Source organism: Pseudomonas oryzicola, assembly GCF_014269185.2.
Taxonomy (GTDB): domain Bacteria; phylum Pseudomonadota; class Gammaproteobacteria; order Pseudomonadales; family Pseudomonadaceae; genus Aquipseudomonas; species Aquipseudomonas oryzicola.
On sequence record NZ_JABWRZ020000001.1, the window covers coordinates 3862348 to 3876804 of the forward strand.

The 14457-nt window shown below is 64.0% G+C and carries 10 protein-coding genes; 2 read left to right on the forward strand and 8 right to left on the reverse strand.

The genetic code is table 11. The annotated features are described in order from the left end of the window. Nucleotides 1-77 precede the first annotated feature (77 nt). From HU760_RS17780 to leuC, 8 genes are all read right to left on the reverse strand, one after another. Nucleotides 78-2795: a FimV/HubP family polar landmark protein gene (locus HU760_RS17780; protein ID WP_186680433.1), complete on the reverse strand. Its 2718-nt coding sequence runs from the start codon at nt 2793-2795 to the stop codon at nt 78-80. Between the two features lie 71 nt (nt 2796-2866). Next, nucleotides 2867-3871, reverse strand: a complete 1005-nt coding sequence (locus HU760_RS17785; protein WP_186680451.1) for an aspartate-semialdehyde dehydrogenase — start codon at nt 3869-3871, stop codon at nt 2867-2869. A 68-nt stretch (nt 3872-3939) separates the two neighbouring features. Continuing rightward, the gene (locus HU760_RS17790) at nt 3940-4122 is read right to left on the reverse strand and encodes a hypothetical protein (protein WP_186680454.1); all 183 of its coding nucleotides are present in this window, start codon (nt 4120-4122) and stop codon (nt 3940-3942) included. A 652-nt stretch (nt 4123-4774) separates the two neighbouring features. Further along, nucleotides 4775-5887, reverse strand: coding sequence for an aspartate-semialdehyde dehydrogenase (gene asd / locus HU760_RS17795; protein ID WP_003260268.1), 1113 nt, complete (start codon nt 5885-5887; stop codon nt 4775-4777). Between the two features lie 63 nt (nt 5888-5950). After that, entirely contained in the window at nt 5951-7033 is a 1083-nt protein-coding gene (gene leuB, locus HU760_RS17800; RefSeq protein ID WP_186680456.1) for a 3-isopropylmalate dehydrogenase, read from the reverse strand. 54 nt (nt 7034-7087) lie between these two features. Next, a complete protein-coding gene (locus tag HU760_RS17805; protein WP_186680460.1) occupies nt 7088-7852 on the reverse strand; it encodes a class I SAM-dependent methyltransferase in 765 nt (254 codons plus the stop codon). A 147-nt stretch (nt 7853-7999) separates the two neighbouring features. Continuing rightward, entirely contained in the window at nt 8000-8644 is a 645-nt protein-coding gene (leuD, locus tag HU760_RS17810; RefSeq protein ID WP_186680462.1) for a 3-isopropylmalate dehydratase small subunit, read from the reverse strand. Continuing rightward, nucleotides 8641-10074 (reverse strand): 3-isopropylmalate dehydratase large subunit, encoded by a 1434-nt coding sequence (gene leuC / locus HU760_RS17815; protein ID WP_186680465.1) that lies wholly within the window; start codon nt 10072-10074, stop codon nt 8641-8643. Before leuC ends, leuD begins: the two co-directional genes overlap by 4 nt. A gap of 130 nt (nt 10075-10204) precedes the next feature. On the opposite strand from leuC, the gene HU760_RS17820 reads away from it, so the two are divergent. Continuing rightward, nucleotides 10205-11083: a LysR family transcriptional regulator gene (locus HU760_RS17820; protein ID WP_186680468.1), complete on the forward strand. Its 879-nt coding sequence runs from the start codon at nt 10205-10207 to the stop codon at nt 11081-11083. Between the two features lie 63 nt (nt 11084-11146). Beyond that, nucleotides 11147-14449 carry a PAS domain S-box protein gene (locus tag HU760_RS17825; RefSeq protein WP_186680472.1) on the forward strand — a complete coding sequence of 1101 codons (3303 nt, stop codon included), beginning with the start codon at nt 11147-11149 and terminating at the stop codon, nt 14447-14449. Nucleotides 14450-14457 lie beyond the last annotated feature (8 nt).

Consider the following 14457-nt stretch of genomic DNA (forward strand, 5'->3'; position numbering starts at 1 on the left):
ACAACGGCAGCCGTGCAGGGCTGCCGTTGGATCTGCATTGCCTTGGCTGGCCCGCGAAGGCGCCAGCCCTGCCTGCTTCAGATCAACCGGGAAAGCATGTCCTCGGCTTCCTGGCGCTGGCTTTCATCGCCATCCTTGACCACTTCGTCGAGGATGTCACGTGCCCCCTGGTGGTCGCCCATGTCGATATAGGCACGGGCCAGGTCAAGCTTGGTCGCCACTTCGTCGCTGCCGGAGAAGAAGTCGAAGTCGAGGTCGTCCAGCGGCTCGGGCTCTGGCTGGGCAGCCGCGTCTTCGCTGGTGAAGTGTGGCTCCAGCGAGGGGGACTCAAGGCTCTGCGACAGCTTGTCCAGCTCGGCGTTGACGTCGTCCAGCTCGGAGGCAAAGCTCTTGGCTGCCGGCGAATCGTCTTCCAGCGACAACGACAGGTCGAAGTCGGACGGCAGGTCGAATTCGGACAATGGGTCGAACGCCGGCACGCTGTCGAAGGCCGCCAGTTCCGCAGCGACATCCACCGGGGGCTCGTCGGCCGCCGCCGGGGCAGCCGGGGCAACCGGCTCGCTGATATCGAGGTCGAAATCGGACAGGTCTACTGCGGGTTGCGCTTCAGCCTGGGCGAGCATGGCCTCGAAATCGGCGTCGGCATCGGCCTGCAGCTCGGCATCGACGGCGAACGGCTCTTCTGCTGCCGGTGGCACTGGCGCCAGGGGCTCATCCTGTACCGGCTCGTCGAGTACCGGCGCAGCCAGCGGGCCTTCCTCGGGCAAATCATCACCCAGGCTCAGGTCAAAGGCACTGTCCAGGTCCTGCTCATCCAGGCCCGGCACATCGAGGGTCGGTACCTCATCGAAGGCATCCAGCTCGGCTTCCGGCTCGCGTGCCGCCTCCGGTTGCGCTGGCGTGATGGCCTCCGGCTCGCCCGCCAACTGCGGCTCGAGGGCCGGCAGGTCGTCCAGCCCGGCTTCGGCCACCGCTGGCGTTTCGGGCTGATCCTGGAGCAACTCCTGCACGTACTGTTCGTCCATCTCGGCAGCCAGGGCCGCAGCACCGAGACCGGCGGCAGCCAGGCCGAGCATGGCCGGGTAGCGTTCCTTCAAGCCGGCAACTGCGGCGCTGTTCTGCTCGCTTGCCGGCAGCTTGCGCTCCTGCTCGACGAAGGCGCTCTGGTCACCCTGGCGGGCGTACACATCCATCAGTTGCAGGCGCAGGTCATCACGTTGCGGCGCGGCGGCCACGGCGGGCTCCAGCAGGTCGGCAGCGCGGTTCAGGCGACCGGCGGCCAGGCATTGCCCGACTTCTTCCAGCAGCGCGGCGTACGGGTCGGCTTGCGGCTCCGGCTGCGCTTCGACGGCGGCTGTCAGCGGCTTTTCCGCTGCTGCAGCGGCAGCAGCCGAAGCGGCGACCACGGCTGGCGACAGGGTCACGCTCGGGGCCGAAACATCGACACCCTCGAGGCTTGCGCTGTCGTTGTCGAAGCCTGTGCCCTGCTCTTCTTCCAGCGCGCGCGCCATGCGCAGGTGCTTCTCGGCTTCCTGCTGGGCCTTGCGCTTGCGCGCCAGCAGCAACAGCAGAAGCAGCAGCACGAGGAATGCACTGCCGGCAATCAGCCCCAGCAGCAGCGGGTTGCCGGTGATTTCCTCCAGCATGCCGCCAGGCTGTTCATTGGCTGCGGCCTCGGCGGCTGGTGCCGGCTTGGGCGCAGTATCCACGGCGGCAGGTGCAGGCTTGACCTCCGCTTGCGCATCCACCGGTTGCGCATCGGCTGCGGGCTGGGCCGGAGCAGCTGCACCCTGGGCCTCCAGGTGGGCCAACTGGTTGTTCTTCAACTCGATCAGGCGCTGCAGCTTGTCCAGCTGGCTCTGCAGGTCGGCCATGCGGCTCTTGAGTTCTTCGTTGTCGCGGCGGCTGGTGTCCAGGCTTTCCTCGGCCACGGCCAGTTTATCGCTGAGTGCCTTGGCCTGGTCGGCGCCGGCCTGGGTGCCCGGGCTGACCAGGCGCAGGTTGTCACCCTGGGCAATGCGCGCCGGTGCCGCCTCGGCGGCGCCGCGACGGGTAGCATCCAGCTGGCGCGCACGTGGGCCCAGGCGGCGGCCTTCACGCCAGGCCGCATACTGCTCGGCCACCTCACGGGTCGCCTCGCTCTGCGCAATACTCTGGATCTGCTGCTGGTCGGGCAGGCGCAGCACCTGGCCCACCTTCAGCTGGTTGATGTTGTTGCCGATGAAGGCGTCCGGGTTAAGCGCCTGGATCGCGATCATGGTCTGCTGGATCGAGCCACCACCCTGGGTGTTGCGCGCGGCAATCTGCCACAAGGTGTCGCGACGCTGGGTGGTGTAGCTGCCGGCAGCGGTCACCGCCGGCGCGACATTGCCTGCCGCCGGCTTGTCGCCCTGGGCCTTGGCCTGGTCGAGCAGCACACTGTAGTCACGCAGCAGACGCCCCTGCGGCCACATCACCTGGACCAGGAACTTGACCACCGGCCCGGGCAGCGGCTGGCTGGAGGTAACCCGCAGCACGCTCCGGCCGTTGGGGTTGATCACCGGCGTGAAGGTCAGGTCTTCGAGGTAAGGCGGCAGCGCCACGCCGGCCTTGCTGAACTCTTCCGGCGGCGCCAGGCTCGGCGCCACCTCGGCGGCGGTGAGGTCGCGCACGTCCAGCAGCTCGATCTCGGCGTCCAGCGGCTGGTTCTGTGCCGACTTGAGGGTCAACTCCCCCAGGCCCAGGGCATTCGCCATGCCTGATGACAGCGCCGATGCTGCAGCCATGGCCAGAACCAGTTTGCGAATTCGAAGCATGACCTCTTCCCTTGTATGAAGCGTCCTGAAACCTGCATGCGGAGCAGGACAAAAGTGCTCGCCAGTATCTTTTACGGCATGTGTTTAATCAACAATTGCGCCACTTGCACGGCGTTCAACGCGGCGCCTTTGCGCACGTTGTCGGTGGTCAGCCAGAGGTTGAGCTGCTGGTCTTCATCAACGCCATGCCGTACACGACCAACATAGACCACGTCTTGGCCCACTGCGTCACCAACCGGGGTCGGATAATCATCGCGTTCCACCAGTTCGACACTGTCGGCCGCCTCGAGTGCCTGTTGAATCGCCTCCAGGTCGACCGGGCGACGGCTCTGCACCGCGACACTGAAGCTATCGCCAAAAAACACCGGGACTTGAACACAGCTCACGGAAATCTTCAGTTCAGGCATGCCCAGCAGCACACGCAGCTCACTGACCAGGCGCCGCTCCAGCGCCGTATGGCCCTGTTCGTCGGCAGCACCCACCTGGGCCAGCAGGTTGAATGCCATCTGACGGTCGAAGAAGCGTGGTTCCAGCGGCCGGGCGTTGAGCAGCTCGGCGGTCTGCCGGGCCAGCTCGTTGACCGCTTCGCGCCCCTGTGCCGACACCGCCAGCGCCGCCATCACCTGCACCCGCTCGATATCCAGCAAGCCCTTGAGCGGTGCCAGCGCCACAGCCAGGGCAACTGCGGCCGAGCACGGGCTGACGATGCGCGCGGGCAGTGCCAGGCCGGCCAGACGTTCGGCGTTGGCTTCAGGCACCAGGGCCAGGGCGTCGTCCAGGCCGCCGGACAGGTCGATGACCGTACAACCCGCCTGCAGCGCCTTGCCGGCAAAACTGCGGCTGACGGCGGCGCCGGTGGCGAAGAAGGCCAGCTTGACCTGGGCGAAGTCGAAGCTGTCCACTTCGCGCACTTTCAGCTTCTTGCCGGCGAACATCACGCTGCTGCCCGCCGATTCCATGCTGGCCAGCAGGTGCAGGGTGGCGACCGGGAAATCCAGCTCTTCGAGGATCTGCACCAGGGCTTCACCGACGCTGCCGGTGGCGCCGACGACGGCGATGTCCAAAGGGTGTGTCATGGAAGGGATCCTTTTGCTGAAAACGGCGGGGGGCGGCACTTTACTCGGATTGTAGAGTTTTGTCTGTGCTAGCCCAAACCTAGAGCTGCGCCGCTCTTGCTCTTGCTCTTGCTCTTGCTCTTGCTCTTGCTCTTGCTCTTGCTCTTGCTCTTGCTCTTGCTCTTGATCTTGATCTTGATCTTGATCTTGATCTTGATCTTCGCGACTTCAGGAGGCCGAGCAGAGGTCTTGCGGAGGGAGGTGACGGGCATGGATGCCCGTCAAGCGCTGAGGCCCCATGGATGGGGCCTGCAGCGCGTACTCCCGGGAGCAAGACCGGCGCGAGGGAACCCCGGAGCGCAGCGGAGGGGCCGGATGATGGGAGCGCAGCGTTTTTTGGTTACTTTTTGCCGCGTTTGGCAAAAAGTGACTCGCCGTAAGGGCGAAAAGGTGAGTCAGCGTCGCCATCGCAAACGGACTGTTCGCCATATCAAAACCGTCGCTTAAAGCTTTTGGGCTTTTGGGCTTTTGGGATGTAGGCAGACATTCATTCGCGATGGTGGCGCAAAGTCACCTTTCCGCCCTTACGGCGGGTTCCTTTTTGTCGTGGCAAAAAGGAACCAAAAACCGTCGGCTCCCATCATCCGGCCCCTACGCTTCGCTCCGGGGTCCCCTCGCTACGGGCCTGCTCCCGGGAGTACGCGCTGCAGGCCCCATCCATGGGGCCTCAGCGCTTGACGGGCATCCATGCCCGTCACCTCCCTCCGCAGTCCCTTCGCTCGGCCTCCTGAAGTCGCAATCGGCGGCGCCTGAACTATCGCGCGCCTAGAAGCAAAAGTAGAGAAGAGCCGGGCCGGCCGGGATGGATCGGAAATAAAAAACCCGCGCTGTCACCAGCGCGGGTTTTCGGTCAGACCGGAACGATCAACGCTCCAGCAGAATCCGCAGCATGCGACGCAGCGGTTCGGCCGCGCCCCACAGCAGCTGGTCACCGACGGTGAACGCGCCCAGGTACTGCGACCCCATGTTCAGCTTGCGCAAGCGGCCAACCGGAATATTCAGGGTCCCGGTCACCTTGGTCGGACTCAGCTCCTGCATGCTGATCTCCCGCTGGTTCGGCACCAGTTTCACCCAAGGGTTGTGCTGGCTGATCATGCCTTCGATGTCGGCGAGCGGCACGTCCTTGTTCAGCTTGATGGTCAGCGCCTGGCTATGGCAACGCATGGCGCCGATGCGCACGCAGATGCCGTCTACCGGGATCGGGCTCTTGAAGCGGCCGAGGATCTTGTTGGTCTCGGCCTGGGCCTTCCACTCTTCGCGGCTCTGGCCGTTCGGCAGTTCCTTGTCGATCCACGGGATCAGGCTGCCGGCCAGCGGCACACCGAAGTTTTCGGTCGGGAACGCTTCGCTACGCATGGTTTCGGCAACCTTGCGGTCGATGTCGAGGATGGCACTGGCCGGGTTGGCCAGGTCATCGGCCACCGCGGCGTGGGTAGCCCCCATCTGCTTGATCAGCTCACGCATGTTCTGCGCGCCAGCACCCGAGGCCGCCTGGTAGGTCATGGCGCTCATCCACTCGACCAGGCCGGCTTCGAACAGGCCGCCCAGGCCCATCAGCATCAGGCTGACGGTGCAGTTGCCGCCGATGTAGTTCTTGGTACCCGCGTCCAGCTGCTGGTCGATGACCTTGCGGTTGACCGGGTCGAGGATGATCACCGCGTCATCCTGCATGCGCAGGGACGAAGCGGCATCGATCCAGTAGCCCTGCCAACCGGCTTCACGCAGCTTGGGGAAGACCTCGTTGGTGTAGTCGCCGCCCTGACAGGTCAGGATCACGTCGAGGGTCTTGAGTTCTTCGATCGAATAAGCGTCCTTGAGTGGAGCAGTATCCTTGCCCACGTTCGGGCCTTGGCCACCGACGTTGGAGGTGGTGAAGAACACCGGCTCGATAAGGTCGAAATCCTGCTCCTCCAGCATCCGCTGCATGAGCACGGAACCGACCATACCGCGCCAACCGATCAGACCTACACGTTTCATCGCAACTACACCTTTGCTAAAAGTGGGCCGCCACCGGGAATTTGGGGTGGCGGGCCAGAGAGATTACAGATTCCGCAGCGCTGCGACTACTGCGTCGCCCATTTCCTGCGTACCCACTTTGCGGCAGCCTTCCGAGAAAATGTCGCCGGTGCGCAGGCCCTGGTCCAGGACCACGCTCACGGCCTTCTCGATCGCTTCGGCGGCAACCGTCTGATTGAAGCTGTAACGCAGCATCATCGACACCGAGAGGATGGTCGCCAACGGGTTGGCGATACCCTGGCCGGCGATGTCCGGCGCCGAGCCGTGGCACGGTTCGTACATGCCCTTGTTGTCGGCATCCAGCGACGCCGAAGGCAGCATGCCGATGGAACCGGTCAGCATGGAAGCTTCATCCGACAGAATGTCACCGAACATGTTGTCGGTCACCATCACGTCGAACTGCTTGGGTGCGCGTACCAGTTGCATGGCAGCGTTATCGACGTACATGTGGCTCAGTTCCACGTCCGGGTAGTCCTTGGCCACGTCTTCGACCACTTCGCGCCACAGTTGGCTGGACGCCAGGACGTTGGCCTTGTCCACCGAGCACAGCTTCTTGCCCCGCACACGGGCCATGTCGAAGCCGACCCGGGCAATGCGGCGCACTTCGCTTTCGCTGTACGGCAGGGTGTCGTAGGCCTGGCGCTCGCCACCTTGCAGCTCGCGCTGGCCACGCGGCGCACCAAAGTAGATGCCGCCGGTCAGCTCACGGACGATGAGGATGTCCAGGCCGGAGACGATCTCTGGCTTGAGCGACGAGGCATCGGCCAGTTGCGGATAGAGGATGGCCGGGCGCAGGTTGGCGAACAGGCCCAGTTGCGAACGGATCTTCAGCAGGCCGCGCTCCGGGCGAATGTCACGCTCGATCTTGTCCCACTTCGGCCCGCCTACGGCGCCCAGCAGCACGGCATCGGCCTTGCGCGCACGCTCCAGGGTCTCGTCGGCCAGTGGCACGCCGTGCTTGTCGATGGCGGCGCCACCGATGACGTCGTGGGCCAGGCTGAAACCGAGCTGGAACTTGTCGTTGGCCAGCTCCAGCACCTTGACCGCCTCGGCCATGATTTCCGGGCCGATACCGTCACCTGGGAGAATCAGAATCTGCTTGCTCATGCTTTCCTCTATCCATTCACGCGGTGCGGCCAAGCGGGCCACACCGAAAAGTTCTTAACGCTCGGCCCACAACACCAGCACATCCGTGCTGAACGAACCATCGGCCTCGATCTGGTAATACTGCCGTACTTCTTCGCCCATGGCTTGCTGCAACTGGCGGATGGCCACGCGCATCGGTTCGGGGGTGCGCATGCGCTCGACCCAGCTGCCGAACTCCAGGCGCAGCGGCTGGCGGGTATGGCTGCGCACGTGCAGGCCGGCCTCGCTGACCTGGCGCTGCCATTCGGCGGCGGAGTAGTCGCGTACGTGGCTGGTGTCGCGCAGCACTTCGACCGTTTGCAGGTAGGTGTCAAGCAACGGGCTACCCGGCGACATGACGTCGGTGAAGGCTGCCACGCCGCCCGGCTTGAGTACCCGGCGCACTTCGCGCAGGGCCAGGCCCAGGTCGCTCCAGTGGTGGGCCGAGTAGCGGCTGAAGACGAAGTCGAACGAGGCATCGGCGAACGGCAGGCGTTCGGCGGCGCCGCGTTCGGTGGTGATATTGGCCAGGCCGCGCTCGGCAGCGGCACTGGCAACCACGTCAAGCATGGCTTGCGAAAGGTCGTAGGCGACCACTTCGGCAACCAGCGGGGCGACGTGGAAGCTGACATGGCCGGCACCGCAGCCCAGGTCCAGCACGCGGGCATGGCCCTGCCCGGCCAGTGCGGCCTGCAGCAGGGCGAATTCGCTGCCCTGGGCGTGTACGGCGCTGCTGAGGTAGGCGTTGGCCTGTTCGCCGAACTGGCGCTGGACCACATCGGTGTGCTGGGTGCTGGTCATGTCTCGATCCTTTGGGTTTATTGCTGCCTGTACCGGCCCTTTCGCGGGTAAACCCGCTCCCACAGGACCTCTACAGGTTTGCAATCCTGCACTGTACCTGTGGGAGCGGGTTCACCCGCGAACAGGCCGGTACTGCCCTAAAAACAATCAGGCATCACGGAACAGCCAAGGCTGCCCGGCGCGGTGCTTGCCTTCGAAAGCCTTGATCGCATCGCTGTCCTGCAGGGTCAGGCCGATGTCGTCCAGGCCGTTGAGCAGGCAGTGCTTGCGGAACGCATCGATCTCGAAGTGCAGCACCTTGCCATCCGGACGGGTCACCGCCTGCGCCTGCAGGTCGATGACCAGCTGGTAGCCCGGGTTGGCTTCGACCTGCTTGAACAGCTCGTCGACTTCCTCATCGCTGAGGATGATCGGCAGCAAGCCGTTCTTGAAGCTGTTATTGAAGAAGATGTCGGCAAAGCTCGGCGCGATCACGCTGCGGAAGCCGTACTCGTCCAGCGCCCACGGCGCGTGTTCACGGCTGGAACCGCAACCGAAGTTCTCCCGCGCCAGCAACACGCTGGCGCCCTGGTAACGTTCGTGGTTGAGCACGAATTCCTTGTTCAGCGGGCGCTTGCTGTTGTCCTGGTAGGGCTGGCCTACATCCAGGTAACGCCACTCGTCGAACAGGTTGGGGCCGAAGCCGGTGCGTTTGATCGACTTCAGGAACTGCTTGGGGATGATCTGGTCGGTGTCGACGTTGGCACGGTCCAACGGAGCAACGAGGCCAGTGTGCTGGGTAAAGGCTTTCATGCTGCGCTCCCTTGGATCAACTCGCGGACATCGATGAAGTGGCCGGTCACCGCGGCGGCGGCGGCCATGGCCGGGCTGACCAGGTGGGTACGGCCACCGGCGCCCTGACGGCCTTCGAAGTTGCGGTTCGAGGTGGACGCGCAGTGCTCGCCGCTCTCCAGGCGATCCGGGTTCATCGCCAGGCACATCGAGCAGCCTGGTTCACGCCATTCGAAACCGGCTTCGAGGAAGATCTTGTCCAGGCCTTCGCGCTCGGCCTGGGCCTTGACCAGGCCCGAGCCCGGCACCACCAGCGCCTGCTTGACGTTGGCAGCGACCTTGCGGCCCTTGGCGATTGCGGCTGCGGCGCGCAGGTCTTCGATACGCGAGTTGGTGCACGAGCCGATGAACACGCGGTCGAGCTTGATGTCGGTGATTGCCTGGTTGGCGGCCAGGCCCATGTACTTGAGGGCGCGCTCGATCGAGCCACGCTTGATCAGGTCAGGCTCGGCAGCCGGGTCCGGTACGCGCTGGTCGACGGCCAGGACCATCTCCGGCGAGGTGCCCCAGCTGACCTGTGGCTTGATTTGCGCAGCGTCGAGCTCGACCACGGTGTCGAACACCGCGTCAGCGTCGGAAACCAGGCCTTTCCAGGCTTCGACCGCCTGCTTCCATTGCTCGCCCTTGGGCGCGTACGGGCGGCCTTCAACATAGGCGACAGTGGTATCGTCCACCGCAACCAGGCCTACGCGGGCTCCGGCTTCAATGGACATGTTGCAGATGGTCATGCGGCCTTCCATCGACAACTCGCGAATGGCGCTGCCGGCGAATTCCATGGCATGGCCATTACCACCGGCGGTGCCGATCTTGCCGATCACGGCCAGAACGATATCCTTGGCGGTAACGCCGACAGGCAACTGGCCCTCCACGCGTACCAGCATGTTCTTCATCTTCTTCGCCACCAGGCACTGGGTAGCGAGAACGTGCTCCACTTCGGAAGTGCCGATGCCATGGGCCAGGGCGCCGAAAGCGCCATGGGTGGAGGTGTGTGAATCACCGCAGACCACGGTCATGCCCGGCAAGGTGGCACCTTGCTCCGGGCTGATGACATGGACGATGCCTTGGCGCTCGTCGTTCATCTTGAATTCGACGATGCCGTATTCGTCGCAGTTTTCATCGAGCGTCTGCACCTGCAGGCGCGACACCTGGTCGACAATGGCCTCGATACCGCCCTTGCGCTCTGGCGTGGTCGGCACGTTATGGTCTGGCGTGGCGATGTTGGCATCAATGCGCCATGGCTTGCGGTTGGCGAGGCGCAGGCCTTCGAAGGCCTGGGGCGACGTCACTTCGTGGATGATGTGGCGGTCGATGTAGATCAAGGACGAGCCGTCATCACGGCGCTTGACCTCATGGGCTTCCCAGAGTTTGTCGTAGAGCGTTTTGCCAGCCATCAGACTGTTCCTCATCAGCGTCTTTCTATGCCAAAGACCCCTTGGCTTGTGCGGTCGATGCTAGGGGGTTAGATTGAATAACTCAAATTCATAATTTTTATGCTTTGGATAACAAACAGGAATACAAACCGTGGATCTGGCCAACCTTAGCGCCTTCATCGCGATTGCCGAAACCGGGAGCTTTTCCGGGGCGGCCGACCGCCTGTTCCTGACCCAACCGGCCGTCAGCAAGCGCATCGCCGGACTGGAACAACAACTGGATGTGCGCCTGTTCGACCGGCTGGGCCGCGAGGTGACCCTGACCGAAGCTGGCCGCGCCTTGCTGCCCCGCGCCTACCAGATCCTCAACGTCCTCGATGATACCCGGCGCGCACTGACCAATTTGACCGGCGAAGTCAGTGGCCGCCTGACCCTGGCCACCAGCCACCATATCGGCTTGCACCGCTTGCCCCCGCTGTTGCGGGCCTTCACTCGGGAATACCCGGCGGTGGCGTTGGATATTCAGTTCATGGATTCGGAAGCGGCCTACGACGAAATCCTCCATGGCCGCGCCGAGATTGCCGTGATCACCCTGGCACCCGAACCGCACCACCTGGTAAAGGCCGTGCCGGTGTGGGACGACGCCCTGGATTTCGTCGCCGCCCCTGAACACCCACTGGCCGCCAACCATGCGGTGAGCCTGGCCGACGTCGCGCGCCACCCGGCCGTATTCCCGGGCGGCAATACCTTCACTCACCATATCGTGCAGCGCCTGTTCGAAAGCCAGGGCCTGACACCCAATATCGCCATGAGCACCAATTATCTGGAAACCATCAAGATGATGGTCTCGATCGGCCTGGCCTGGAGCGTGCTGCCGCGCACCATGCTCGATGAACAGGTTGCACCCATCAGCTTGCCGGGCATACAGCTGTCGCGCCAGCTAGGCTACATTTTGCACACGGAGCGTACGCTATCGAACGCCGCCAGGGCATTCATGGCCCTGCTCGACAGCCACGCGGGGCCCGCCTGACCGGCCGTCAGCCCGGTTTTTCCACCTCCAAAGGACGCGTCATACGCCAAAGGTCTGGTACCGATGCCCAAATCAGCGAACCGCTTTCCGCGCCTGCCGCGCATCCCTGCGGCCGATCCCCAGGAGTCGGAACAGGCCTGGCAGAACGCCCCGCAATTGCTGGCAGCGCTCAACGGGGCGCGCCTGGGCGCCTGGCTATGGGATATACAGACCGGCCGGGTGAGCTGGTCACGGGGCACCCAGGCGCTGTTTGGCTTCGACCCGCACAAACCGCTACCCAGCGATATCGACTATCTCGACCTGCTGCCAGAGGAAGACCGCGCCCGCACCCGCCAGGTGTTCCAGGCCGTGGTCAACGGCGAACCGGCGGAAAAAGCCATGCGCCACCGCATCCGCTGGCCGGACGGCAGCCTGCACTGGCTGGAGATCAATGGCAGCCTGACCCATGACCAGCACGGCCGGCCGCAGATGATCGGGGTCATCCGCGAGATCACCCGCCAGCGCGAACGGGAAACAGCGCTGATAAACTCGGAAAAGCGCTTCGCCACCCTGTTCCACCTCAGCCCCAACGCCATTTTGCTGACCCGCCGCCACGACGGCATGATTTTCGAAGTCAACCAGCACTTCGAAAACATGTTCGGCTGGCCCGGCAGCCAGGTGATCGGCAAGACCAGCCTGGAACTGGGCCTGTGGGTCAACCCCGAACAGCGCCACCAATTGCTGGAATCGACCCGTACCAGCAACGGCCCATTGAACCTGGAGGTCCAGTTCCGCGCCATCAGCGGCAAGGTACATGACGGCATACTCAGCACCCAGGGCATAGAGCTGGAAGGCGTGACCTTCCTCCTCAGCACCTTCATGGACACCACCGAACGCAAACGCGCCGAACAGGCGCTGAAGGAAAGCCAGGAGCGCCTGGACCTGGCCCTGGACTCGGCACAGCTGGGCACCTGGGATTGGCATATCCCCAGCGGCATGCTCTACGGCTCGGCCCGCGCCGCACAGCTGCATGGCCTGCCGCCGATCCCCTTTCACGAATCGTTCGACGCGTTTTTCGAAGGTGTGCCGGAGCAAGAGCGCAACGCGATGCGCCAGACCTACCGCAGCCTGCGCGAAGGCCCTGCCGGCAACTACCAGATCACCTACCAGGTACAGCTGGAGAACGGCGTCTCGCGCTATATCGAAAGCCGCGCCCGGCTGTACCGCGACGAGCAGGGCAACCCGTTGCGCATGGCCGGCACCTTGCTCGACATCACTGACCAGGTGGAGCGTGAACAACGCCTGAGCGCTTCGGAAGAGAAATTCGCCAGCCTGTTCCAGGTCAGCCCCGACCCGATCTGCGTCAACCGCCAGGACACCGGCCAGTTCATCGAGATCAACCCGGCGTTCACCCAGACCTTTGGCTGGAGCACCGACCAGGTCATCGGCCGCACTGCCGAGGAAATCGGCCTGTGGGCCGAGACCTTCGAGCGCGCGCAGCGCATCGAGCGGGTGATCCGCGAGCAGGCCCTGAGCAACGTTGCCGTGGTGGTCAACCACCGCAATGGTGCACCGTTGACCTGCGTGATTTCCAGCCGCCTGATCACCGTCGATGGCCAGCCCTGCAGCGTGACTACCCTGCGCGACATCACCCAGCAGCAGCGCGCCGAGGCGGCGCTCAAGTCCAGCGAGGAGAAGTTCGCCAAAGCCTTCCACTCCAGCCCCGACGCCATCACCATCACCGAGCGCTACAGTGGCCGCTACCTGGAAATCAACGACGGTTTCTGCCGCCTGACCGGCTACAGCGCCGCCGAAGTGGTCGGCCGCACGGTGTACGAGGTGGGTATCTGGGCCGACGACAAACAGCGTAGCGCCCTGCTGGCGGAGTTGCGCGAGCGGGGCCGGGTGCACCACCGCGAGATGCTCGGGCGCAACAAGCGTGGCGATATCCTCACTGTGGAGGTATCCGTCGAGCCCATTACCCTGAACGAGGTCGACTGCCTGCTGCTGAACGCTCGCGACGTCAGCCAGCTGAAGAATGCGCAAGCGCAGATTCGCCACCTGGCCTACCACGACCCGTTGACCAACCTGCCCAACCGCGCCCTGCTGATGGACCGCCTGAGCCAGCAGATTGCCTTGCTCAAGCGCCATAACCTGCGCGGCGCGTTGCTGTTCCTCGACCTCGACCATTTCAAGCACATCAACGACTCGCTGGGCCACCCGGTGGGCGACACGGTGCTGAAGATCATCACCGCACGCCTGGAAGCCAGCGTGCGCCTGGAGGACACCGTGGCACGCCTGGGTGGCGACGAGTTCGTAGTGTTGCTGAGCGGCCTGGAAGGCAGCCGCGACATGGTCGAAGCAAAAGTCCGTGAACTGGCCGACAATCTGCGCGAACTGCTGGCCGAGCCAATGTCGCTGGATGGCCAGCGCCTGCAGGTGACGCCGAGCATCGGTGTCGCACTGATCCCCGACCATGGCGCCACGCCAGCCGACCTGCTCAAGCGCGCCGATATCGCCTTGTACCGGGCCAAGGATTCCGGGCGCAACACCACCCAGCTATTCCATACCACCATGCAGAAGGCCGCCAGCGAGCGCCTGCGCATGGAAAACGACCTGCGCTTGGCCCTGGCCCGCGGCGAATTGGCGTTGCACTTCCAGCCGCAGGTGGATGCGCGTGACAACCGCATCGTCGGCGCCGAGGTGTTGCTGCGTTGGCACCACCCGCAACTGGGCCAGCAACCACCGGCACAATTCATCCAGGTGTTGGAAGAAAGCGGCCTGATCCTGGAGGTTGGCAGCTGGATCCTCGACGAAGCCTGCGATGCCTGCGCCAGCATGCTTGCCGACGGGCTGGTCGAGGCCGACAGCTTCAGCCTGTGTGTGAACATCAGCCCGCGCCAGTTCCGCCAGAACGATTTCGTTGGGCGGGTGCTGCGCAGCCTGGACGACTACCGTTTGCCACGGCAGATGCTGAAGCTGGAAATCACCGAAGGCATCGTCATCCAGAACCTCGAAGACACCATCAGCAAGATGCGCGAGCTGAAGCGCCAAGGGGTGAGTTTTGCGATGGATGACTTTGGCACCGGCTACTCCTCACTGACCTACCTGAAGCGCCTGCCGGTAGACGCACTGAAAATCGACCAGACCTTCGTGCGCGATGCGCCGATGGATCCCAACGACGCCGAGATCGTCCGCGCCATCGTTGCCATGGCCCGCAGCCTGGGTTTGGCGGTAATTGCCGAAGGGGTGGAGCTGACCGAACAGCTGGAGTTCCTGGAACGGCTGGGGTGCCACTTGTACCAGGGGTACCTGCATAGCCGGCCGCTGCCCTTGTCGGAGTTTCGGCAGATGTTGCTGGAGGCGCCGGCTAATTACGGAAGCTGATACTGATG